Raw genomic sequence first — 21,855 nt, 5'->3', positions numbered from 1 at the left:
CCCGACCGGTGGGGGACGCCGCGTGAGCCTACTGGTGATTCTCCGCATCGTCGGGCTGCTGCTGATGGTTTTCAGCCTGACCATGGTGCCGCCGATGGTCATCGCGCGGATCTTCCACGACGGCAACTGGCACGCCTTCGGCGCCGGCATGGCAATCTCGATCGTCACCGGCGCGCTGCTCTACTGGCCCAACCGCCGCGCCAAGCGCGAACTGCGTACTCGTGACGGCTTCATCATCACGGTGCTGTTCTGGAGCGTTCTCGGGCTGTTCGGCACGATCCCGTTCATGGTCTCCGATGCCCCCTCGATGTCGTTCACCGACGCCGCCTTCGAATCCTTCTCCGGACTCACGACCACCGGTGCCACGGTACTCAGCGGTATCGATCATCTGCCGGCATCGATCCGCTTCTACCGCCAGCAGCTGCAGTGGCTGGGCGGCATGGGGATCGTGGTGCTCGCGGTGGCGATCCTGCCAACGCTGGGCATCGGCGGCATGCAGCTCTATCGGACCGAGATCCCCGGCCCGCTGAAGGACTCCAAGCTGACGCCGCGGATCACCGAGACGGCCAAGGCGCTGTGGTACATCTACGTGATCCTCACCGTCGTCTGCGCGTTGGCCTACTGGGGAGCGGGCATGAACTGGTTCGACGCCATCGGCCACAGCTTCGCCACCGTGGCCGTCGGTGGGTTCTCCACCTACGACGCCAGCATCGCGCACTTCAACAGTGCCACGATCGAGATGATCTGCGTCTTCTTCATGGTCGTATCTTCGGTCAGTTTCGGCCTGCACTTCGCGGTATGGCGGGAACGGCGCCTACTGCAGTACATCCGCGATCCGGAGTTTCGCTTCTTCGTCACCTTTTTGGGCCTGCTGATCGCGATCACCATAATCACCCTATTCGCCACCGGCACCTATCACGACGCCACCGGCATTCGACATGGGCTGTTCGAAGCGGTCTCGGTGGCGACCACCTCTGGCTTCAGCGTGGCCGACTTCACCCTGTGGCCCGGCGTGCTGCCGACCATGCTGTTCATGGCGGCCTTTGTCGGCGCCTGCTCGGGCTCGGCCGGCGGCGGCATGAAGGTGATCCGCATCCTGCTGATCCTGAAGCAGGGCATCCGCGAGATTCATCGGCTGATCCATCCCAACGCCGTGTTTGCCGTCAAGGTCGGCAAGATGCGTATCTCCGAGGGCGTCGCCGAAGCCGTGTGGGGCTTCTTCTCCGTCTACATGATGCTGTTCGTGGTGATGCTGCTGGCCCTGCTGGCCACCGGCCTCGATCAGGTGACGGCGTGGTCGGCGATCGGCTCGGCACTCAACAACCTGGGTCCGGGACTGGGCGATGTCTCGACCGACTACGGCGACATTCCCAGCGCCGCCAAGTGGATCCTGGTGCTGGCGATGATGCTCGGAAGACTGGAGATCTTCACCATCCTGGTGCTGTTCACGCCGGCGTTCTGGCGGCGCTGAGCGTTCGCGGGCAACCACCCTCGTCTGCCCAAAGTTCATCGTTTTTCACCACCCGCTCCGCCAAACGTCGGTGAATGACACTAAAGATTGAGCCAAAGACAGGCTTTTCGACGAGTTCGGTGGAGACAGCGGTGATAGAATGCCGCCCTTCGCGGCCACGCTGCCGCCTCGGCAACCCGAAGAGAGAGTCATGTCCGCCAGCTCCGACACCCGCACCGCTTCCTCGCTTCTGCCCCGTATCGGGCTCATCCCCCAGATCCTGATCGGGATCGCGGCCGGCCTGCTCCTCGCCACCCTGGCGCCGTCGATCGCGCCATCGGTCGCCATCCTCGGCGATCTCTTCATCGGCGCACTCAAGGCGGTCGCCCCGATTCTGGTCTTCGTGCTGGTGATGGCCGCCATCGCCAGCCACCAGCGTGGCCAACCGACCCAGGTGCGCGGCGTGCTGATGCTCTACCTGATCGGCACGCTGGTGGCCGCGCTGATCGCGGTGGCGGCGAGCTTCCTGTTCCCGACCTCGCTGATCATCGACGCCCCACGGGCCGATGGCACGCCGCCGACCGGCGTCGCCGAGATCCTGCGCAACCTGGCCATGAGCGCGGTGGACAATCCCATTCACGCCCTGACCGATGCCAACTTCATCGGCATCCTGGCCTGGGCCGTGGGGCTCGGCCTGCTGCTGCGCCGCGCCAGCGACATCACGCGCCGCTCGCTGGCCGATCTGTCGGATGCGGTCTCCGGCCTGGTCCGTTGGGTGATTCGCCTGGCCCCGCTGGGCATCTTCGGACTGGTCGCCAACACCTTTGCCTCCACCGGCATGAGCGCCCTGGCCGACTACGCCCAACTGCTCGCGGTACTGCTGGGCTGCATGCTCTTCGTGGCACTGGTGACCAATCCACTGATCGTGTTCCTCTACACGCGCCGCAATCCTTACCCGCTGGTCTTCACCTGCCTTCGCGGCAGCGCCATCACTGCCTTCTTCACCCGCAGCAGCGCGGCCAACATCCCGGTCAACATGGAGTTGTGCAAGCGCCTCGACCTGCATGCCGACACCTACTCCGTCTCGATTCCGCTGGGCGCCACGATCAACATGTCCGGCGCCGCGGTCACCATCACGGTGATGACCCTGGCGGCCGCCAATACGCTGGGGATCGACGTGGATTTCGCCACCGCGCTGCTGCTCTGCATCGTCTCGGCGCTGGCGGCATGCGGGGTTTCCGGCGTGGCCGGCGGCTCTCTGCTGCTGATTCCGATGGCGGCCAGCCTGTTCGGCATCTCGGCGGACGTCGCCATGCAGGTGGTGGCGATCGGGTTCGTCATCAGTGTGATTCAGGATTCCACCGAGACCGCGCTCAACTCCTCCACCGACGTGCTGTTCACCGCTGCCGCCTGCCGTTCGCCGCGCGTCCGGGACCGTCTCTCTAAGGAGTGATCATTGGTCGAACGGGGCCAGCGTCGACGTCGACTGGCGTTTTTCGCTGTCAACGGCTTGGAATCGGCGGCGTGACGTGCAATATGGGGCGACTCTCTTTCTCAGCCTTGGAACGCTCCCTTGATGCCTGACAATGCCGCCGGACCTCGCGAGACCGTGGACCTCGCCGCCCACCACCTGACGCTTCTGGGCACCGCCCACGTTTCCCAGGCCAGCGCCGACGAAGTTCGCGAACTGATCCGCTCCGGCGAGTTCGACGCCGTCGCGATCGAACTCTGCACCTCGCGCCATCAGAGCCTGGTCCAGCCCAACGCCATGGCCAAGCTCGATCTGTTTCAGGTTCTCAAGCAGGGCAAGGCCGGCATGGTCGCCGCCAGCCTCGCGCTCGGCGCCTTCCAGCAACGCGTGGCGGAGCAGTCGGGGATCGAACCCGGTGCGGAGATGCGCACGGCGGTCAAGGAGACCCAGCGGGCCGGCCTGCCGCTCTACCTGATCGATCGCGAGATCGGCGTCACCCTCAAGCGCATCTACCAGAACGTGCCGTGGTACAAGCGCTTCAGCCTGATATCCGGCCTGCTCGGCAGCGTGCTGTCGCGCCAGAAGGTCTCCAGCGAGGAGATCGAGAAGCTCAAGCAGGGGGATGTACTCGAGTCCACCTTCGCCGAATTCGCCGAGCAGTCCCAGGCCCTGTACGAGCCGCTGATCACCGAGCGCGATCGCTACATGGCGCTCAGACTGGTCGAGGAACTGCCGGACGGCGGTACCCAGCGGGTGCTGGTGGTGATCGGTGCCGGCCACCTCAAGGGCATGAAGGCGCACCTCGAAACCTTGGGCCAGCATCCGCCCGAGCTGGACGCCGTGATCCAGGAGCGCGCCAACCTGGAATCGACCGCGCCCCGCGCCCGCTGGTGGAAAGCGATCCCATGGGTGATCGTCGCCCTGGTGCTGACCGGCTTCGCCATCGGCTTCAGCCGCGACACGGCGTTCGGCTGGTCGCTGGTGGGCGAATGGGTGCTGATCAACGGCAGCTTCTCGGCGCTGGGCGCCCTGATCGCGCTGGGTCACCCGTTGACCATCGCCGCCGCCTTCGTCGGCGCCCCGCTCACCTCGCTGAACCCGACCATCGGCGTCGGCTTCGTCACCGCCGGCGTGGAACTCTACCTGCGCCGTCCCACTGTCGGCGACTTCTCGCGCCTACGCAGCGATGTCAGCCACTGGCGCGGCTGGTGGCGCAATCGCGTCGCCCGTACCTTGCTGGTCTTTCTGCTGTCGAGCCTGGGCTCCGCCATCGCGACCTGGGTCGCCGGGCTGAGAATCGCCGGGCAACTGTTCGGCTGAACGCCTTCCCCTCTCGCCGGCACCAAACACTTGAATCCCGCGCCGGCGTCGCCATATAGCGCCCGAGGCCGGCAACCACGCCGGTCTGGGGCGCAGCGAAAAATTTTCAGGGTCCTTCGCATCGATCGCTTGAAAACGTATTCGGCGCCCCTATTTAACATAATGTCGAGAGCGCAACCCGGGACGACACCCCCGATGCGCCGCTTCTCTCGACGGCAGATGCCGCCAAGCGGGTCTGCGACCCGGCACGTCGGGATGGACCCGAATGCCGCTGAAACTTCGCTGTCAATCAGGAGGTTACCCATGAACACACTGTCACTCTCACCGCTGTTCCGTCGCTCCGTCGGCTTCGACCGTCTCAACGACCTGTTCGAATCCGCGATGCAGAACGACATGCCCAGCTATCCGCCCTACAACGTCGAGAAGTATGGCGAGAACGACTACCGCATCGCCGTGGCCACGGCAGGATTCGCCGAGCAGGAACTCGACGTCAATGTCGAGAAACGCGTGCTCACCATCACTGCCGGCAAAGGCGAGCGCCAGGAAGACGACAAGGTGCAATACCTGCACCAGGGCATCGCCCAGCGCGCCTTCAAGCTGTCGTTCCGCCTCGACGAGAACATCGAGGTTCAGGGCGCCCGGCTCGAGAATGGGCTGCTGATCGTCGACCTGCTGCGCGTCGTGCCGGAAGAGCAGCGTCCGCGTCAGATCCCGATCAACGGTAGCCAGGGCCGTCTGGAGACCCAGCCGGCGGATGAAGCCGTGACCGTCTGAGCCGATGACGACGTGAAGATGCCGCGGTTGTCACAGCCATGGCAAAGCACCGCGGTAGAACGGCAACGCCCCCGACGGATGGCTCCGTCGGGGGCGTTGCCGTTGAGGGAGTCGACCTGGATTCAGCACTGCGGCCGAGTCGCTGGCGAGTCGTCCAGCACGCCCTGCGCTCTGGCCATCGCATAGGCCGCCTTGGGCCCGTGCCACAATGTCGGCACCAGCAGCAGTGCCACCGGCACGGCGGGGATCACCAGGAACTGCTGGAGCACGCTGACCTGCCCTTCGCCCATTCCCAGCAGGATCGCCGCCATCAGTGCGAAGACGATACCCCAGAACGCCCGCAGCGCCGATCCGGGATCATCGTTACCGGCACAGACCACGGACACGGCATAGCTCATCGAGTCCCCGGTGGTGGCCACGAACACCGTGGTCAGCACCAGCACGGCCAGCGCCATCCAGACGCCTCCCGGCAACGCCTGGGCCACGGTCAACGTCGCCACGTCGAACTGGAAGTTCTGCAGCGGCTGGCTGAGATCGATCGCGCCCTGGAGCTCATAGAAGATGCCGGAGCCGCCCAGCAAGGTGAACCAGACCGTGGTGACCACCGGCGCCATGACCGCCGTGGCGATGATCATCTCGCGCACCGTGCGCCCGCGGGAGATCCGGGTAACGAAGATCGCCATGGGCGGCGCGAAGCCGACGAACCAGGCGAAGAAGAACACGGTCCACCACTTCATCCAGCTCGGCGACGCCGTCACCGTAGTCATGGTCGACATCTCGAAGAAATGGCCAAGATAGGTGCCGAAGCCCTGGAACCAGCTATCGACCAGAAACTGCGTCGGCCCGAGCAGCAGAATGATACCACCGATCACCATGGCCAGAATGACGTTCAGGCGACTCAGGACCTGGATGCCGCGATCGATGCCGGTCACCGCCGACGTCACGTAGATCGCCCCCAGCGCCACCAGAATCCCCAACTGCACTTCATAGCCGCGCGGAAAGCCGAACAGGTCGTGGAGACCGAAGCTGACCTGGGTCGCCAGAAAACCCAGCGGCCCGACCGTGCCGGCGGTGACGGCGATCGCGCAGATGGCGTCGACCACACCGCCGAGAAAACCGCTCACCAGGCGGTCACCGAGCACCGGTGCCAGCAGCGTTCTCGGTTGCAACGGCATGCCGCGCTGATAATGCTGATGCGAGAGGATCGCGACCGGCAAGGTGCCGAGAATCGCCCACCCGGTGAATCCCCAATGGAAGAAGGCCTGGGCCAAGGCATTCGGCACGGCGCCGGCGGTGCCGGGCTGGGAGTCGAACGCCGGTGGCGTGACCACGAAGTGATAGATCGGCTCGCCGGCGGCGAAGAATACGCCACCGCCTGCCAGCAGCGTGCACAGGATGATCGAGACCCACCGGAAGGTGCTCATGTCGGGCCGGTCCTGGGACCCGATTCGCGCCCGCCCGGCCGGGGACAGCGCCACGCCGATGGCGATGAAGAAGGTCAACAGCATCAGCAACTGGAACAGGCTGCCAAAGGTTCTGGCGGACCAGGTGAAGCCGATATCGATCACCCGTGCGACGGTATCCGGCGCGATCGCCGATGCCGCCAGAAAGATCAGGATGAAACCGATGGTCAGCACAAGCACGACGGGATCGCCAAAACGGCCACCCTGCGTCGATGGCACGTTGGTGTCGGAGGTCATATCAGAGGGAGGGTTCTTTAGGCATGAAGCGCGCCACCCTACCGACCTTGGTCTAATAGCGCAAACTCGATGTCGCAAACTGCTCGCATTGAAGATCCGCGGGAATATCTGCTTTTTCCGGCCTCGCCTGGGCATCTCACCGATCGGTAGCAATGCCCCAGTAGCGGGCCATCCGCTTGCGAACCGGCTTTCCCGGCTCGGCGAACAACCGCCGTCCCAGCGGCAGCGCCTCGGACCGCAGCTTCACCCGGCGACGCTCGATCCAGGTCGCAAGCTGCGCTCGCCGGGACGCATCGACGCTGGACATCTCCCCCGCATTCAGACGCTCGGCCAACATGGCCAGATCATGGTCGTCACCGAGAATGTCCGACAGCCGATGGCCCTCCTCGGCGCGCGTCTCCAAGGCGCGAGGCCATGCTTCACGCAGCAGGCTGCAGTGGTGACGGTGATACTTCACGCGCTTGCGCCAGTCGTGAAGCGCCACCGTCGTCGGTTCGTCACGCACCCGAGCCAGCGCATCGCGCCCCTGTTCATAGCTCTGCTGCCAGCCACCGGCGATAGCGGCGAAGCCGGAACGATCGAGACGCCATAGGGCGATCGCCTCGCGTGCCTCGAGCAGGCGTGCATCGAGGGCGCCCAGATCGGGCGATGTCTCCCGGCCGAAGGAGTGCTGGCGACGCAGATCGAGCTTGCGCCGGATCGCCGCGTAGTGACGACGATCGATGCGCGCGTCGACCTGCATGAGCAGCGCATCGAACGTCGTCACCAGCACCTGATCGTCGCGATCGCCGGCCACTTCGCGAGCCAGGTCGCGAAAGCGACGGTTCTCGAGTGCATAGCGCTTTCCCAGCGCCGGCCTGACCAACCTCAGCAGGGCACGAATCTTTTTGCAGCGCTGTCGCAACTCGTGTATCGCGTCGGCCGGATGCTTGTCGTCCAGCGCCTTCCTGGCACGATCAACCTGTTCCGTGGCAATACGCCGAACGCCGGACCCGATATCTTTTTCACGCGCTTGAAGTCGGTATGGCATGACGCCTCCCCTATGCCCCGAAACCGATGGACTATGAAATCAGTCTAGCCAAATCCGGCGGAAGAGTGTGCCAGGAGGATCTACACCAAAATGCCAATGGTGACAGCCTTCGAATCGGTTCTAATCTCAAGAGAACTTCACCGCCGATAGGGTAAGGTCCATGAAAAGCACACCGTTCATCACCGAGAGTCTGCTGCAGCGCTGTCGCAGGGAACAAGCCAACCAGTTTCAACGTGCGCGACAGAGCTACGACCCCGCCTCGCTTGATGATCGCAAGGAGCTTTCACTACTGGTCGAAGAGGCGATTCGGGAGGGGGAAAACTACACCTCGATCGCTCGAGGTCATCAGCATATCGGCCTGACCGAATCGGACCTGCTGGATCTCATCGGCCCCGAGAACGCCATCCGGGAACGCATCGAGCGCTTTCAGCAGATTTGAATCTGCCGTTCAGTTGCCGCAGTGGCGCCGATACCGCTCGGATTCGGCGCCCAGCGTCACGCGCTCGTTGACCTTGCTGTAGTAGAACGGCGAGAAGGCGTGGTCCGGGCCGGCCACACGATACTCGCCGCACACGCCGTACCCCTTCTGAATCTCTCTCATCGCCTGCAGCTCGATCTCGTCGTCTCCGCCCAGTTGCCGAGCGATCAGGGACTTGATGTCGTCGTCGACCTGGCTATCCGACAAGGCCTGCCCACCAAAGATGACGGCGAACGCCAGCAGGATGGCGGCGACGGGGATGTAGAGATTATGCATGGAGAGAGGCTATCTGGCCGACTGGGAAAACGCGATGATAGCGGATCCCGCCACGGTTCGCACAGGCGTGGCGGGCGATGCGTCCCCATGACGCGGACGATTGCCCCACAAACAAGAAATGTAATAACATTACAAAATCAACCGAACGGAGAATTCCATGAAAGCCGGCATCCACCCCGAATATCGTCAGGTGATCTTCCACGACACCAGCGTCAACCAGTATTTCAAGATTGGCTCGACCATGACCTCCGACGAGACCATCGAGTGGGAGGATGGCAACACCTACCCCCTCGTACACCTCGATATCTCCTCGGCATCCCACCCATTCTACACCGGCAAGCAGCGCGAGGTCGGCACCGAAGGCCGTGCCGCCCAGTTCAAGCGCCGCTTCGGCAGCGTGACATCGCGTCGCCAGAGCTGAATCGGAAAACCGCCCCACCGAGCAGAGCACGTCTCGGCCGCACCAGCGACCGAGACGCCCAGCCGGAGCTGGCTCACGCTCCCTTCAACGCGTCGCGTTATCGACGTGGCGCGTCGTCACGCCTTGGGGCAGCGTTTCCGCCATGCGGAAATTGACCGCCACGATGGGGTCAGGGTCGCCCGCCAGCGTCTGGTAATGCGTCACACAACCGCACGCGGCGCACCGCAGGAACTCGATCTCCCGGTCACCACGCTGATACGACTCCCTGCCCGCCGTCCCAGTGATGATCTCTACCTCACCAGGGCGAAAATAGCCCCAAAGCGCCATGTAACGTCGGCAGATTCCGCAATTGCAGCAAGTCACCTGCGCCGGCTCGGGGGCGGAGAGCCTGACGTTACCGCAGTCGCACTGTAGCTTCATCACTCGGCGAATTCTCTTGGTGGCTGCATCAACTCGACGACGCAACCATCCGGCCCGACGATATACATCACCTTCGTTCCTTTCTTCTCGCCTGCCGGTATGGTCTGAACCTCGCCCTGCGCCTGCCAGCCGTGAAGACTGACACTGCCGAGAGTGGCCTCGATGTCGTCGACATCGAACGCGAGATGAGCGACTCCCTGGCTGTAACCGCCGCCGCGCGGAGCCTCGGCTTCGAGCGCATACTCCAGCAGCTCGACAGGAAAACCATCGATTTCGACGATGGCCATTTTCACGGTTGTATCTGGCGCACCGGTCACATGGGAGAGAAACGGGCCGGACATCTCGCCTTGGCGAACCAGCGTGGCACCGAAACACTCGCACCAGAACCGTATCGTCGATTCCAGGCAACGTACGCTGAAACCAACATGATTGACTCGGGGGCCCGCTGGGTAGCTGGGATTGGGCACGAAGACCTCCTGAGCAGTCCGGAGCAATGGTATCTACGAGACGTTTCGGTCCCACATTCACTTTTCTGCAAACACAAAAACACCAAGGCCCGCGCTAGCGGGCCTTGGTGCTGGAATCTCTATCGCGCTAAGGCGATGGATCTACCGAAAGTCTTAGAGCGGCTTGATGTTAGCAGCCTGAAGACCTTTCTTGCCCTGAGTGACGTCGAAAGAAACTTCCTGACCGTCCTGCAGAGACTTGAAGCCGTCGGCCTGGATCTCGGAGAAGTGTGCGAACAGATCGTCGCCACCGTCTGCCGGAGAAATGAAGCCAAAGCCTTTGGTGTCGTTGAACCACTTAACTGTGCCAGTTGCCATGTTCCGAATTCCTTATGCGCTTAGCGCGTAATTGCGATTGCCGGGTGCTACCCGATGTAGTGGGTAAAACAAGGGGATATAACCAGGCTACCGAATGATTCGAGTGCAACTGACAATATGCGACTTGCTAACCAACTGGACGCAGTCTGCGCCGTCGTCGCCCGATAGTCAACAGGTGCGTTGGTCGTAAGACGAAAATCTTGTCATCTCGGCCTAACGTCCTCATTTTCCTGCGGATCGCGACACACCGCCAGACGTCGGCCATCGCCAGCGATGACGATCTCACGCCGGCATCGGGGGCGTTTCCACCTCCTCGGTTATCGCGCCGACCAGACCGCGAACCGCACTGGAATGACGCTGTCGCCCGGTCCGGAGGAGATAGACGATCGGCGGCGGCTCGGGAAACGGCGCCTGCATCACCTCCATCTCCGGCGTCACATGGCGGCGATTCAATAGCGTCACGCCCAGCCCCGAGAGTACCGCCGACTTCACGCCGGCGACGCTCGCACAGGTCATGACGGTATTCAGGCCCGGGGAGAGCGACTGCCCCGCCTCCATCGCCCACTGACGGTAGAAGCAGTCGTCGTCGAAGGCGACGAACGGTATCGAACGGCTCATGTCCAGATCGAAGTCCCGTGATTTCACCCAATGCAGCGGCTCCCTGGCGACGACGGTATCGGACACTCGCTGACGATGCTCGAACACCTGCATGAAGCCGACGTCGATCTCGCCACGGTCGAGCTGCCCCTCGAGGGAGAGGCTCTGGCCAACGTGGGTCCGCACCGAGACGTCCGGATGCCGACGGGCGAACCGCCCGAGGATACGGGCCACGCCGCCGCTGGTCGTATCCTCGGTCACGCCGAGCCGAATCCTTCCGCGCAGCGGCTCGGTCCCCAGGCAGGAGACCGCCTCGTCGTGAAGATCCAGAATGCGCCGCGCATAGCCCAGTAGTTTCTCGCCCTCCGACGTCAACAACCTCGCCCCGCTGCGCCGGGTCAGCAGCTCACAGCCGAGCGCCGTTTCCAGCCGGCGAATCTTGTGCGAGATCGCCGACTGAGACAGTGCCAATGACTGCGCAGCCCGAGTGATTCCACCAGTCTCCACGATCGCTGCCAGCGCCTGTAGCGCTCCGAGCTCCAGCCTCGCACTCACTCGTTTGCTCCTCGACCTTCGGGCTGCGTCAACGGGGACACGACCCATTTCATGACAAAATTAGATTGAATCCATCATAAACCTCATTTGTGTCATGCGGGAAACTTTCGCAAGCTCATCGACATCCACTCAACGCGGAACCGAACCATGAATCCGATCGCGACCGACAATGTATTGATCGATGGCAAGCGTATCGCCCACGGCGTCTACGGTCAGGGCGAGCCCATCGTGTTGCTGCACGGCACGCCCTCCTCCTCTCTCATCTGGCGCAACGTGGTGCCCAGGCTGGTCGGGGCCGGCTATCGCGTCCATCTCTTCGACCTGCTGGGTTACGGCCACTCCGAGCGGCCTCGGGATCCATCGGTCGACACCTCGATCTCGGCCCAGGTCCCGGTACTGGAAGCCTTGATGGACCACTGGGGGCTGGAGACGGCACACATCGTGGCCCACGATTTCGGCGGGGGCATCGCCCAACGCCTCGGCGTGTTTCACCCACGCCGGTTGCAGTCGCTGACGCTGATCGATGTCGTCAGCTACGACAGCTATCCGTCGCCCAGAACCCGCCAGCAGATGGCCTCGGGGCTGGAGCGACTGATCAAGGTTCCCGACAGCGAACATCGCGCGCATTTCAGGGAATGGCTACTGACGGCGGTCCATGACCCGCAGCGTCTCGAGTCGTCCGCGCTCGAGACCTACCTCGACTTCATCAGCGGGCCCATCGGCCAGGCCAGCTTGTTCCAGCATCAGATACGCCACTACGACCCGAAGCACACCATGGAGGTTGCCGCCCGTCTGCCGGAGCTCGGGCGAATTCCGGTCAAGCTGATCTGGGGCGCGCACGATGCCTGGCAGAGCGTCGATTACGCCCATCGCCTGCACGCCGACATACCGGGGTCGGATCTCAGCGTCCTCGAGGAGTGCGGCCACTTTTCGCCCGAGGATCGGCCGGAGGAGATCGCCCGTCTAGTCATCGAGTTCCTGAAGCGCTGAAGGAACCAGGACGACAAAGGGCCGATGAACCTGGCCAATTTTCAGACCGGGCCTGAAGGCAGGAACGCGCGCCGCGCACCGGAGGCTGACAGTCCGACGCGTGGCGCGCCCGACGACGAGATGAGTCACCGCCCGGCTTCCTGCCCGGGTTGCCCCAGCGGATGAATCTGCGTGGTGAAATCTTCCTGGCCAAAGCTGTCGGCAAGAAAGTCGATCAGCGAACGCACGGCGGGCAACAAGCCACGCCGCGACGGGAACACCGCCTGGACCACGCCGTCGCGGGGTACCCAGTCCGGTAGAACGTCCACCAGACTCCCCTCGGCGATATCCGGCCCCGCCACCAGCATCGGCAGTTGCACGATCCCAAGGCCCGCCAGGGCCGCGCGGCGCAAGGTCACCATGTCGTCGGTCACCAGTCGCGGGCGATGATCGATCAACGAGCTCACCCCTTCCGGCCCTTCAAGGCACCAGGTATGGCCCGTGCCCGGCCGTTCCCAGTCGAGCGACGGCAAGCCGTGGAGATCCCCCGGCACGCTCGGCCGGGCGAAACGCTCGAACAGCGCGGGCGACGCCATCAGACGCTGCGGGCTGCGCGAGAGCAGGCGCTGGCTGAGATCGCTGTCCTCGATGGGCGGAAATCTCACTCGAATGGCCAGATCGAACCCCTCCCGGACCACATCCACACGCCGGCCGCTGGCCTCGAGCTCGACCCTGACCAGCGGATGCCTCGCCATGAACGCGGTGAGCAGATCCCCCACGATAAAGCAGAGCAGGCCCGGCGGGCAGCTCATCCGTACCAGTCCCTGGGGCTCGGCGATCGAGCGGTCGATGGTCTCCTGGGCCGCCTCGGCTTCCACCACCATGGCGGCGCAATGCTCGTAGTACGCCCGCCCGAGGTCGGTGACGGCCAGGCTGCGCGTCGTGCGATGGATCAGGCGCACACCGATACGGGTCTCGAGCTCGGCCACACGCCGGCTCAGCTTGGACTTTGGCACCCCGATCGCCCGGCTCGCCGGCGCGAAGCCGCCGTGTTCGACCACCTGGACGAAGTAGTAGAGATCGTTGAGATCCTGCATGTGATCGTTCCATGAGTGAGACGCTGCGTTGGATTTTACCCCGCTAATCGAGCCGATGTCCTATCCGTACAATCAGCTCATCGACGCATTCCTTCAACACGGGACGCCGAACGACCGGCGAAGGAGATCACAATGAAAGACATCACGGGTATTTATTCCGCGCCTCGGGCCCACTGGGTCGGCAACGGCTTCCCCGTGCGCTCGCTGTTCACCTACGACCGCCTGGGTGCGCATCACGTCACGCCGTTTCTGATGCTCGATTACGCCGGGCCGAAAGAGTTCAAGCCAGCGGTCAAGCCACGCGGCGTCGGCGCACACCCCCATCGCGGCTTCGAGACGGTGACCATCGTCTACGACGGCGAAGTCGAGCACCGGGATTCCACCGGCAACGGCGGCGTCATCGGACCGGGGGACGTGCAATGGATGACGGCCGGCAGCGGCATCGTCCACGAGGAGTTCCACTCCCCTGCCTTCACCGAGCGCGGCGGGCGTTTCGAAGTCGTTCAGCTGTGGGTGAACCTGGCGGCCGCGAACAAATCGGCGCCCCCGGCTTACCAGTCGTTGAAGGCCGCCGAGATCCCCCGTCTCGAACTGGCCGAAGGCGCCGGGCATCTGGCGGTGATCGCCGGGGAATTTACCGGAACGAGCGGCCCGGCACGGACGTTCAGCCCGATCAACGTCTGGGACCTGCGCCTGAACCGGGGCGGCTTCACAACGCTCGGCGTGCCGGAAGGCCACACCACGATGATCGTCGTGCTCAGCGGCACCGTGCAGCTCAATGGCACCAAGATCGCCCGGGACGCCGAGCTCGCCCTGTTCGCGCGGGAAGGCAGCGAGATCGCGGTCGAGGCCAACAACGACGCCAAGCTGCTGGTGCTGACCGGGGAACCGATCGACGAACCCGTCGTCGGCTACGGGCCGTTCGTCATGAACACGCGCGAGGAGATCGAAGACTCGATGCGCCAGTTCCAGGCCGGAGAGTTCGGCACCACGGCGTGAAGGATTCGGGCGTTCTCGGCAACGCCCGACGACCCGCGGGATATCGACGTCGATATCCCGCCTCTTCAACAATAGAAGGAGATGGATGATGGCCTATTCCTACCAGAGACTCGACAAGGACGATGTCACCGTGCTGATGATCGATCATCAGGCCGGACTGCTATCGCTGGTTCGCGACTTCGGCCCCGACGAGTTCAAGAACAACGTGATGGCGCTTGCCGACATCGCCGAGTTCTTCGACCTGCCGACGATCCTGACCACCAGCTTCGAGGACGGCCCCAACGGCCCGCTGGTGCCGGAGCTGAAGGCGAAGTTCCCCGATGCGCCCTATATCGCCCGCCCCGGCCAGATCAACGCCTGGGACAACGAAGAGTTCGTCCAGGCCGTCAAGGAGACCGGCAGGAAACAGCTGTTGATCGCCGGCGTGGTCACCGATGTCTGCGTCGCCTTCCCGGCCCTGGCCGCGCGCGAGGCGGGCTACGAGGTGTTCGTCGTCACCGATGCCTCCGGCACCTTCAACACGACCGTGCGCGACGCTGCGTGGGATCGCATGTCCCAGGCCGGCGTGCAGTTGATGAACTGGTTCTCGGTCGCCGGCGAACTGCATCGCGACTGGCGTAACGACATCGAGGGCTTCGGCGGCATTCTCGCCAATCACCTGCCCCACTACTCGAACCTGATCCAGAGCCGCGATGCGACGCTGAAAAACTAGCCGAGCACCGCAACCACGCTGCCGCCGCCGATACACTCGGCGGCGGCAGCCTTTTTGCGCCGCGGGTTTCACGCCCAGGAGGCCTCGCGAGAGCAGTCCGGTTCGCACCGCCGGGAACGAGACGACAGGCCACGCTGGCGCTCGATCCTGGACATTCGCCCGCCGGACCGCACGGCTCCGACTACGCCAGCGCGGTCTTGCCCACCAGCACCACGCCGAAGACGATCAGCATCATGAGAACCACCTTGCGGAAGGACTCGGCGCCCATCCGCTGGCGCACGGCCCCGCCAAGCCGGGTGCCGAGATAGACCGGCACCAGCCCCGCCAGCGAAATCCAGATCGAATCCGCCGTCATCAGACCAAGCTTCGCCAGCCCCAGCGCCATGATCAGGCTCGACAGCGTAAAGGAGATATTGATCGCCTGAATGAACCGCTTCGGATCGAGCCGCAGCGCCAGCAGGAATGGCAGAATCGGCATCACCTGCGATCCGGTCGTGCCGTTCACCAGTCCCGTCAGGAACCCCGAGACCGGTGCCAGCTTGCGCCCCAACCGATCCGATAGCGGCCGTCCCGGGCCGAAACAGCGTGAACGCCCCGTAGACGATCAGCACGACGCCGAGTATTGCCCCGGCCACGAGACTATCGATGAGATCCAGCACGGCGAGGCCGAGCAGCAGGCCGGGAACGGTCGCGAGGAACATCGGCCAGAAGCGTCGCAGCGTCTCGCCGAAGTGCCCCGCCTGCCGCATCACGATGAGATTGCTGACCAGCGAAGGGATGATCACCAGCGGCATCCCCGACTTCAGACCCAGGCCCAGCGCCAGGATGGGCAGCGCGGAGGTCGAGAAGCCGAGGCCAGTGGCGCCCTTGACGAAGGCCGCAACCAGGTAGGCAAAGGCGATGATAAAAATCGTTTCGAAATTCAAGAGAGTTTCGATATTCACGAGCGTTGCAACATTGACGACGCATCCCTGCAGGCGGAGGACCGAATGGCCGATTGGGCAGAGAGTGTGCGCCGCGCCTCGCGGGCTGACAATTTGACCAATGCCGAATTGCCCGCTTCAGGGGAAGACTTTCTCGAATCGCGCCATGATCCCTGCGCCATCGAAAGCCCGCCCTCTCCATCCGGAAACATCCGCTGCAGGATCGTTCAAGACTCATCGCCTTCAACGCTCTAGCCTGTCGATCCCACCGAAACTTGGTCGTCGATGAGGCAGAGAGATGGAGATCGTTTTGTACGCGTTCACCGTGATGTACACCCCCGGCCCGGTGAACCTGCTGAGCCTGAATGAAGGGCTGAGCGCTCCGCTCAGGGAGACGTGGGGCTTCTTCGCCGGCGTGGCACTGGCGATCTTCTGCTGGTTTGCCGTGGTCGGTTTCGCGGGCCAGATCCTGATCGTCCGGGACCTGATCCCCTACATCGCGCTGGCCGGCAGCGCCTATATTCTCTACCTGGCGTTCAAGGTATTCACATCGACCCCGTCGGCGGCCGGGGATCGGAACGGGCTCCGTTCCGGGCGGCTGAGCTTCGGCAATGGATTCTTCATGCAGTTGCTCAACCCGAAGAACTCACTCGTCGTCATCCCGATCACCACGGTCATGTTCCCGGGCCGGGAAATCACCGGCGCAGCGTTGATCGGCTGTTCGGCGCTCATCGCGCTGGGTGGCGGCGGCGCTCCCGCGCTCTACTTCTGGGCAGGCAAGGTCGTTGGCAAGCAAATCCATCAACCGAGATACTTTCGTCTCTGCAACCGGATCATGGCGATGCTGCTCGTCGTGGTCGCAGCGATGATGTTCTTCGATTACGTTGTCGTACCGCTGCTATGACAGGAACCGCCATGGCCGATAACAGTGCCGACTGGTGCATCGTGGCCTCGCCTTCTCGCATCGAGCGTCTCGAGGCTCGCTTTCAGGGTCATGCCTACGACACCCACCGCCACGACACCTTCGCCATCGGCATCACGCTGGATGGGGTGCAGAGCTTCCACTACCGGCGCGACTATCGGCACAGCCTGCCCGGCACCGTCATGGTGCTCCACCCGGACGAGGCTCACGATGGCCACGCCGGCGACGAGCGCGGGTTTCACTACCGCATGCTCTACATCGCCCCGGCGCTGATCCAGACCGCGCTGGGCGGCAAGGCCCTGCCCCATATTGCCGGCGGCCTGTCGACGGACCCGCGATTGAGAGAGGCCGTCCGCTTTCTCCTGACCTCGGTCGAGGCGCCTCTGGATGCGCTCGAGGAGGAGAACGGCATTGCCGACCTGGCCGACGTACTGGAAGCCAACAGCGATACCCGGATCGCCCGCTCGCGAACGACACCCGACTACCGCGCGGCGAGCCGGGTTCGGGACTATCTCGATACCCACACTCAAGAGGGCGTGACGCTGGACGACCTGGAGTCGATCTCCGGTCAGGAGCGCTGGACGCTCTCCCGCGACTTCCGGGCGCTGTTCGGCACCAGCCCCTATCGCTACCTCACGCTACGCCGGCTGGATGTCGCCAGGCAGTGCATTGCCACCGGCATCAGCCTCAGCGAAGCGGCGCTCTCGGCGGGATTCGCCGACCAGAGCCACATGACCCGCGCCTTCGGTCGCGCCTTCGGCATGACGCCCTCGCGGTGGCGATCGCTGCTGAAGCGGGGTTGAGATTTTCGGCGGCGGTTCGACTGCCGGGCCAACCAGACCGTCGAACTTCCAGAAAATGCGCATGCCTAGCCCAGCAGGTGTCGCAACAAACCCGTCGAGATCACACTGATCATGACCGTGGAAAGCAGCGAAAAGCGGACGGCTGCCAGCACGGTAATCGCCAGTGCCAGCAACTCACCCATGTCCCCGGTGACGAATCGAGGTGCTATTACCGTGATGAGCACGCAGCCGGGAGCAACTTCCATGACGCGAGTCGCTCTGGCATTCAGTACCAGACGACTGACCGCCAGGAAGCCGATCAGGCGAGTGGAATAAGTGGCTAGCCCCATGAGAGCTACCGTCAACGCCGCATCGACCGAGACCATCAGCGTTCGCCCCCCGACAGATATGCCACCAATAATCCGCCAGTCGCCCCAGCCGGGACGTACCATCCCTGGGGTAGCCATAACCACGCCCCTAAAGCGACCAATAGACTGGTCACCCAAGGCAATGCGGAGCTACGCCCTCTCCACATGCCTCTCATCAATACGAGGAATACGGCGGGAAACACCATGTCGAACCCCCAGGCACGGATATCGGTCAAGGCTGGGCCGATCAGCGCACCAACGGAGGTAAAAGCCACCCAGTTGAACCAGAGCAGCAGCGCAACACCCAGGTAATAGTGGAAGCTGAAAGATAGGGGTCGCGACGAACTTCTTGCATCGGTAAGCCCCATCGCCCAGCTCTCATCACACATGAAGAAAAGAGCAGGCACCGTCTTGCGGTAAGGCAGGTGTTTCAGCAGAGGAGCCAGCGTGGCCCCCATCACGATGTGACGACTGTTGATCAAGAATGTCATTGCCACGATCAGAGCGATATCCGGTGACGAGGACCACAGCTCGACCGCCGCGAACTCGGATCCGCCGGCGTAGTTGAGCGCGGTCATCAACGACACCTCGGCGATGCTCATTCCCTTCTGACTCGCTTGCGCGCCCAGTACCAGCGCCAATGGAACCAGGCCGATAATGACGGGAAGCGCATGCTTGCCCCCCCGCTTTAGCTCTCCCCAACGGCGTGTCTCTACTGCAGATCCCGAGTGCATAAGCGTTCTCGTCGATAGTGAATGCATATCCATCCTATCGACCCGAGCACGAAATTTGATTTTTTATGCGCTATAAAACCGGTATATCCTGGCATAGGATTTCAAATAGAGAGGGATAAATTGAATTCAAAACCATACCCACTCGACAAGACGGACAGGCGGATCCTCAATGCACTGCAGCGAGACGGCCGCGTGCAAAACCTGGAGCTCGCCAAGCGTATCGGGCTCTCCCCCTCAACCTGTTTGCGCAGAGTGCGCCTACTGGAGGAAGCCGGCGTCATTCGCGGCTATGCCGCACTGCTGAATAGCGCGAAAGTCGGCATCGGTGTGAGTGTCTTCACGCGTGTGTGGCTGACCGGCCAAGACAAAGAAACGGTCAACCAGTTCATCGAACTGGTGAAGGAGATGCCACAGGTTCTGGAGTGTCACCTGATGGCGGGCGACTGTGACTTTCTACTAAGAGTGGCCGTCGAAGACTTGACCGCCTACCGGGAATTTCAGATGCAGCATCTCACTAACCTGAAAATCGTTCAGAGCGTCAAAACCGAAATCCCGATGGAAGAAATAAAATGCACCTCGAAAATCGAGCTCTAGAGGCTGGACACTCACGACCCAGATGCCAAGCGCCTTGGCAAGGCTATCCACTTTATTTTGAACACACCTAACAGCATTGGCTAAGGACGAACAACGGCAGACTTTGCCTTAGAGCGGCTAAAGGATAGCCGAACGGGCCGAAGCAGGATTATAAAATGCATGTAGGCTATTGATTATGAACACATTGAAAGGTGATAACGCGTAGCGATATGCCATGCGGTATGCCATTGGATGTATTCGGAGGGTCATCCTCCCCACATGACCATTGTCACAGATCGGCCTCAGGTCAGCTTACGACCTTAGGGTTTTATTTTAGATAAAGACAATGTAGTGCTCGTTGCGAGTTGCCAAAATGATGCAGCAGTAGAGCGAACGTCCTTATCTTATTGTCAGAGAGAGCTTTCTGAAATCTCACCATCGAGAAAAAGAACTCTCTCGAGCTGACATGTAAGAAATGTATCCTGCTCATTTGCGAATGTTTAGCTCTGCCCAGCTTCCTTCGTCCCTTGGGTCAAAAGGTTATTCACTAGCTCTATCAGTGTTTCGGATCGTAGCCCAGCATCCCATGCACTTTGCAATGCTCTAGAGACTGCCAGAGGATTTTTCTTTAACCCGCCTGCATTACCGTAATGCGCAGCCGCTTGATCTTCATGCTGCTTCCAGCCTTCACCAATCTCAGGGCTAATGGTGTTGGTTATATTTGTTTTCCACATTCTTAGGTTGTGTTTTTTAATATCTACACCAGGCCAGTTTTCATTCTTATCATGACCTAACAGGTGCAAGATAGCTGCATTGTCCTTTTTATGTTTAGCCACCTCATCCTCTCTGACTCTGTCAGTATCAGCGTCGCATACTACAAAGACCTCAATATTTAAAAGCTTAGTGATAGCCAATGGTTTTATTAATTCATTTTTTCCACCAACTGGGATTATATGAAAACCGAAACGTCTAAAATCGGAAAGCCTACCCATCAATTCAATGTAAGAACTTAAATAGGCAACATCTTCAATACCTTCAACCAAAACCAGCCTTCTGCTAAAAAACATTTCACTGATTTCTGGCCGCAGTGTTGGATATAGCTTTGCTATCATCCCGGTTTCTTTGACTGCCTTTTCACCGGCATCAACCAACTCTTTAGACAAGTCACTATAGGTTAGAGATGTCACTATGGATTGAGAGGGAGTTCCCACCTCTTTAACCATTCGCACATTGTGAAAGTCGTCACTGGGTATAAAGTACGGACTGTGCGAGCATACAAGTATTTGAGAATTATCGTCTGTCAACTCCTGCAACACCTCTGACAAGTATCTTGCTTGCGGCGGGTGCTGGTAAAGTTCAGGTTCCTCAATCGCCATAACAAGAGTTGGTGCGCTTTCATCTTCCACGTCAGCCAACTCTTGCAATAAAGTTAGAAGATACGACCTCTGCATACCATGGCCAAATCTTGCCAACTCGCTTTCGAAACCTTTTTCACCAATTTGAATATGAGCAAAGGGCTCTTCTATTTTAATCGATTTGTCCGCGTCATTTTTCCAGAGCACTCTAGCTGTTGCCCCCGGATTCGCCCACAGCTTTAGCTTGCTTTCAAGTGAACCAGATATGCTTGAAAGAACATTTTGTTCTTCTTGTAGTATTTTCCGATAGCTTTCTCTTACCTCCTCTCGCAAGCTTGTCACTTTGTCTGTGAAATTAACTTTTGCCCTAATAGCTCTTGATAGCAGCTGCCCAAGAGCAGAGTTCTTATTTTCTTCTGCTTCTTCTGAAAAATCCTTTGATGCCGAAACGAAGACCCACTGTATATGCGGTGCCAGCCTATTAGAACCTTTAGAAACGCCATAAAACTGATCTTCACTGGGAATCAAATTACAGATATCTGGATGCGCTGCTTCAAACTCGTTAAGTGCTTTTGCCATATCCGCTTTTGACGTAGCATTCGAAATTTCCGGCCACTTTTCCCTGAACCCTGCGAAAATCTGCCTGAGCTCAGCTACAGGTTGCTTGGATTTTTCGGCATCAAAAAATCTTTTGAACTCGTCCATCCCCAGACGATTACCATATTGTTTAACTTCTGCTCTTTCAGTGCCCTCATCAAATTCAGCCTTCGCTGAAACAACCAGACGTTCCTGTCTGACATAATCGGAAAGATCTTCTTTTGCCTGATTCGAAAGCTCCTTAAATGTAACCGTCACCCAAATTGGTTCACTTATATTTTTGTGGTGAAAATCATCAATTGAAAGTTTGCTTAGGTCGGTCTTAGCGTCTTTGTACTGACGAAAGAATACATTCAGGGCATTCATGACTGTAGATTTTCCGGAACCATTGGGCCCAACAAAACAATTATAATTATCAAAATAAATTGTTTCATTTTTGAATGTGCGGAAATTTTTAATTTGGACTGATCCGATCTTCATCCCCACCCTCCAAACCTTGAGATCTAAT

At 60.9% G+C, this 21,855-nt stretch carries 24 protein-coding genes and 1 pseudogene; 12 read left to right on the top strand and 13 right to left on the bottom strand.

The genetic code is table 11. From position 1 onward, the window contains the following. Positions 1-22 precede the first annotated feature (22 nt). The 4 genes from F0A16_RS01530 (at position 23) to F0A16_RS01515 (ending at position 5,015) form a co-directional block, all read left to right on the top strand. Positions 23-1,471 (top strand): TrkH family potassium uptake protein, encoded by a 1,449-nt coding sequence (locus F0A16_RS01530; protein ID WP_149433627.1) that lies wholly within the window; start codon positions 23-25, stop codon positions 1,469-1,471. A gap of 190 nt (positions 1,472-1,661) precedes the next feature. Further along, complete coding sequence (sstT, locus tag F0A16_RS01525; protein WP_149433626.1) at positions 1,662-2,903, top strand: serine/threonine transporter SstT; 1,242 nt, start codon at positions 1,662-1,664, stop codon at positions 2,901-2,903. Positions 2,904-3,026: 123 nt separating this feature from the next. Beyond that, positions 3,027-4,241 (top strand): TraB/GumN family protein, encoded by a 1,215-nt coding sequence (locus F0A16_RS01520; protein WP_149433625.1) that lies wholly within the window; start codon positions 3,027-3,029, stop codon positions 4,239-4,241. Between the two features lie 303 nt (positions 4,242-4,544). Then, entirely contained in the window at positions 4,545-5,015 is a 471-nt protein-coding gene (locus F0A16_RS01515; protein WP_149433624.1) for an Hsp20 family protein, read from the top strand. Positions 5,016-5,137: 122 nt separating this feature from the next. Here F0A16_RS01515 and F0A16_RS01510 read toward each other — a convergent pair whose 3' ends face one another. After that, a complete protein-coding gene (locus F0A16_RS01510) occupies positions 5,138-6,715 on the bottom strand; it encodes a BCCT family transporter (protein WP_149433623.1) in 1,578 nt (525 codons plus the stop codon). 136 nt (positions 6,716-6,851) lie between these two features. Further along, complete coding sequence (locus F0A16_RS01505) at positions 6,852-7,745, bottom strand: CHAD domain-containing protein (protein WP_149433622.1); 894 nt, start codon at positions 7,743-7,745, stop codon at positions 6,852-6,854. A gap of 160 nt (positions 7,746-7,905) precedes the next feature. Between F0A16_RS01505 and F0A16_RS01500 the strand changes: the two genes are divergently transcribed. After that, a complete protein-coding gene (locus F0A16_RS01500; protein ID WP_110598502.1) occupies positions 7,906-8,184 on the top strand; it encodes a hypothetical protein in 279 nt (92 codons plus the stop codon). Between the two features lie 9 nt (positions 8,185-8,193). Here the strand turns inward: F0A16_RS01500 and F0A16_RS01495 are convergent, their stop codons facing one another. After that, positions 8,194-8,499 (bottom strand): hypothetical protein, encoded by a 306-nt coding sequence (locus F0A16_RS01495; RefSeq protein ID WP_149433621.1) that lies wholly within the window; start codon positions 8,497-8,499, stop codon positions 8,194-8,196. A gap of 157 nt (positions 8,500-8,656) precedes the next feature. On the opposite strand from F0A16_RS01495, the gene F0A16_RS01490 reads away from it, so the two are divergent. Continuing rightward, a complete protein-coding gene (locus tag F0A16_RS01490) occupies positions 8,657-8,920 on the top strand; it encodes a type B 50S ribosomal protein L31 (protein ID WP_110598504.1) in 264 nt (87 codons plus the stop codon). Between the two features lie 84 nt (positions 8,921-9,004). On the opposite strand, the gene F0A16_RS01485 is transcribed toward F0A16_RS01490, so the two are convergent. From F0A16_RS01485 to F0A16_RS01470, 4 genes are all read right to left on the bottom strand, one after another. Next, on the bottom strand, positions 9,005-9,340 hold the full coding sequence (locus F0A16_RS01485) for a GFA family protein (RefSeq protein ID WP_149434079.1): 336 nt from the start codon (positions 9,338-9,340) through the stop codon (positions 9,005-9,007). Further along, positions 9,340-9,807: a VOC family protein gene (locus F0A16_RS01480; RefSeq protein WP_149433620.1), complete on the bottom strand. Its 468-nt coding sequence runs from the start codon at positions 9,805-9,807 to the stop codon at positions 9,340-9,342. Before F0A16_RS01480 ends, F0A16_RS01485 begins: the two co-directional genes overlap by 1 nt. Positions 9,808-9,960: 153 nt before the next feature. Next, entirely contained in the window at positions 9,961-10,164 is a 204-nt protein-coding gene (locus F0A16_RS01475; RefSeq protein WP_071229947.1) for a cold-shock protein, read from the bottom strand. A gap of 282 nt (positions 10,165-10,446) precedes the next feature. Further along, a complete protein-coding gene (locus tag F0A16_RS01470) occupies positions 10,447-11,316 on the bottom strand; it encodes a LysR family transcriptional regulator (RefSeq protein WP_223119684.1) in 870 nt (289 codons plus the stop codon). 147 nt (positions 11,317-11,463) lie between these two features. Here F0A16_RS01470 and F0A16_RS01465 point away from each other — a divergent pair, with 147 nt between their 5' ends. Beyond that, positions 11,464-12,306: an alpha/beta fold hydrolase gene (locus F0A16_RS01465; protein ID WP_149433618.1), complete on the top strand. Its 843-nt coding sequence runs from the start codon at positions 11,464-11,466 to the stop codon at positions 12,304-12,306. 125 nt (positions 12,307-12,431) lie between these two features. Here F0A16_RS01465 and F0A16_RS01460 read toward each other — a convergent pair whose 3' ends face one another. After that, positions 12,432-13,382 carry a LysR substrate-binding domain-containing protein gene (locus F0A16_RS01460; RefSeq protein ID WP_149433617.1) on the bottom strand — a complete coding sequence of 317 codons (951 nt, stop codon included), beginning with the start codon at positions 13,380-13,382 and terminating at the stop codon, positions 12,432-12,434. Between the two features lie 132 nt (positions 13,383-13,514). Here F0A16_RS01460 and F0A16_RS01455 point away from each other — a divergent pair, with 132 nt between their 5' ends. Beyond that, complete coding sequence (locus F0A16_RS01455) at positions 13,515-14,381, top strand: pirin family protein (RefSeq protein ID WP_149433616.1); 867 nt, start codon at positions 13,515-13,517, stop codon at positions 14,379-14,381. A gap of 88 nt (positions 14,382-14,469) precedes the next feature. Then, positions 14,470-15,093 (top strand): isochorismate family cysteine hydrolase YcaC, encoded by a 624-nt coding sequence (gene ycaC / locus F0A16_RS01450; protein WP_149433615.1) that lies wholly within the window; start codon positions 14,470-14,472, stop codon positions 15,091-15,093. Between the two features lie 181 nt (positions 15,094-15,274). On the opposite strand, the gene F0A16_RS22080 is transcribed toward ycaC, so the two are convergent. After that, positions 15,275-15,571, bottom strand: coding sequence for a TSUP family transporter (locus tag F0A16_RS22080; protein ID WP_338100581.1), 297 nt, complete (start codon positions 15,569-15,571; stop codon positions 15,275-15,277). A 148-nt stretch (positions 15,572-15,719) separates the two neighbouring features. After that, positions 15,720-16,037, bottom strand: a pseudogene (locus F0A16_RS22075) (sulfite exporter TauE/SafE family protein); the annotation flags it as partial. Between the two features lie 277 nt (positions 16,038-16,314). On the opposite strand from F0A16_RS22075, the gene F0A16_RS01440 reads away from it, so the two are divergent. Both F0A16_RS01440 and F0A16_RS01435 read left to right on the top strand, forming a co-directional pair. Then, positions 16,315-16,920: a LysE family translocator gene (locus F0A16_RS01440; RefSeq protein WP_149433614.1), complete on the top strand. Its 606-nt coding sequence runs from the start codon at positions 16,315-16,317 to the stop codon at positions 16,918-16,920. An 11-nt stretch (positions 16,921-16,931) separates the two neighbouring features. Continuing rightward, positions 16,932-17,741: an AraC family transcriptional regulator gene (locus F0A16_RS01435; RefSeq protein ID WP_149433613.1), complete on the top strand. Its 810-nt coding sequence runs from the start codon at positions 16,932-16,934 to the stop codon at positions 17,739-17,741. A 65-nt stretch (positions 17,742-17,806) separates the two neighbouring features. Here F0A16_RS01435 and F0A16_RS01430 read toward each other — a convergent pair whose 3' ends face one another. Beyond that, positions 17,807-18,106: an AzlD family protein gene (locus F0A16_RS01430; RefSeq protein WP_149433612.1), complete on the bottom strand. Its 300-nt coding sequence runs from the start codon at positions 18,104-18,106 to the stop codon at positions 17,807-17,809. After that, positions 18,106-18,822 carry an AzlC family ABC transporter permease gene (locus F0A16_RS01425; protein WP_223119682.1) on the bottom strand — a complete coding sequence of 239 codons (717 nt, stop codon included), beginning with the start codon at positions 18,820-18,822 and terminating at the stop codon, positions 18,106-18,108. Before F0A16_RS01425 ends, F0A16_RS01430 begins: the two co-directional genes overlap by 1 nt. Before the next feature lie 21 nt (positions 18,823-18,843). Here F0A16_RS01425 and F0A16_RS01420 point away from each other — a divergent pair, with 21 nt between their 5' ends. Beyond that, complete coding sequence (locus tag F0A16_RS01420; protein WP_149433610.1) at positions 18,844-19,416, top strand: Lrp/AsnC family transcriptional regulator; 573 nt, start codon at positions 18,844-18,846, stop codon at positions 19,414-19,416. A 479-nt stretch (positions 19,417-19,895) separates the two neighbouring features. On the opposite strand, the gene F0A16_RS01415 is transcribed toward F0A16_RS01420, so the two are convergent. Next, positions 19,896-21,827: an AAA family ATPase gene (locus tag F0A16_RS01415; protein ID WP_149433609.1), complete on the bottom strand. Its 1,932-nt coding sequence runs from the start codon at positions 21,825-21,827 to the stop codon at positions 19,896-19,898. Positions 21,828-21,855: the final 28 nt, after the last annotated feature.

Origin of the sequence: Salinicola corii, from assembly GCF_008298015.1 — a bacterium.
Lineage (GTDB): Bacteria > Pseudomonadota > Gammaproteobacteria > Pseudomonadales > Halomonadaceae > Salinicola > Salinicola corii.
This window is presented reverse-complemented; position numbering and strand designations above follow the sequence as displayed.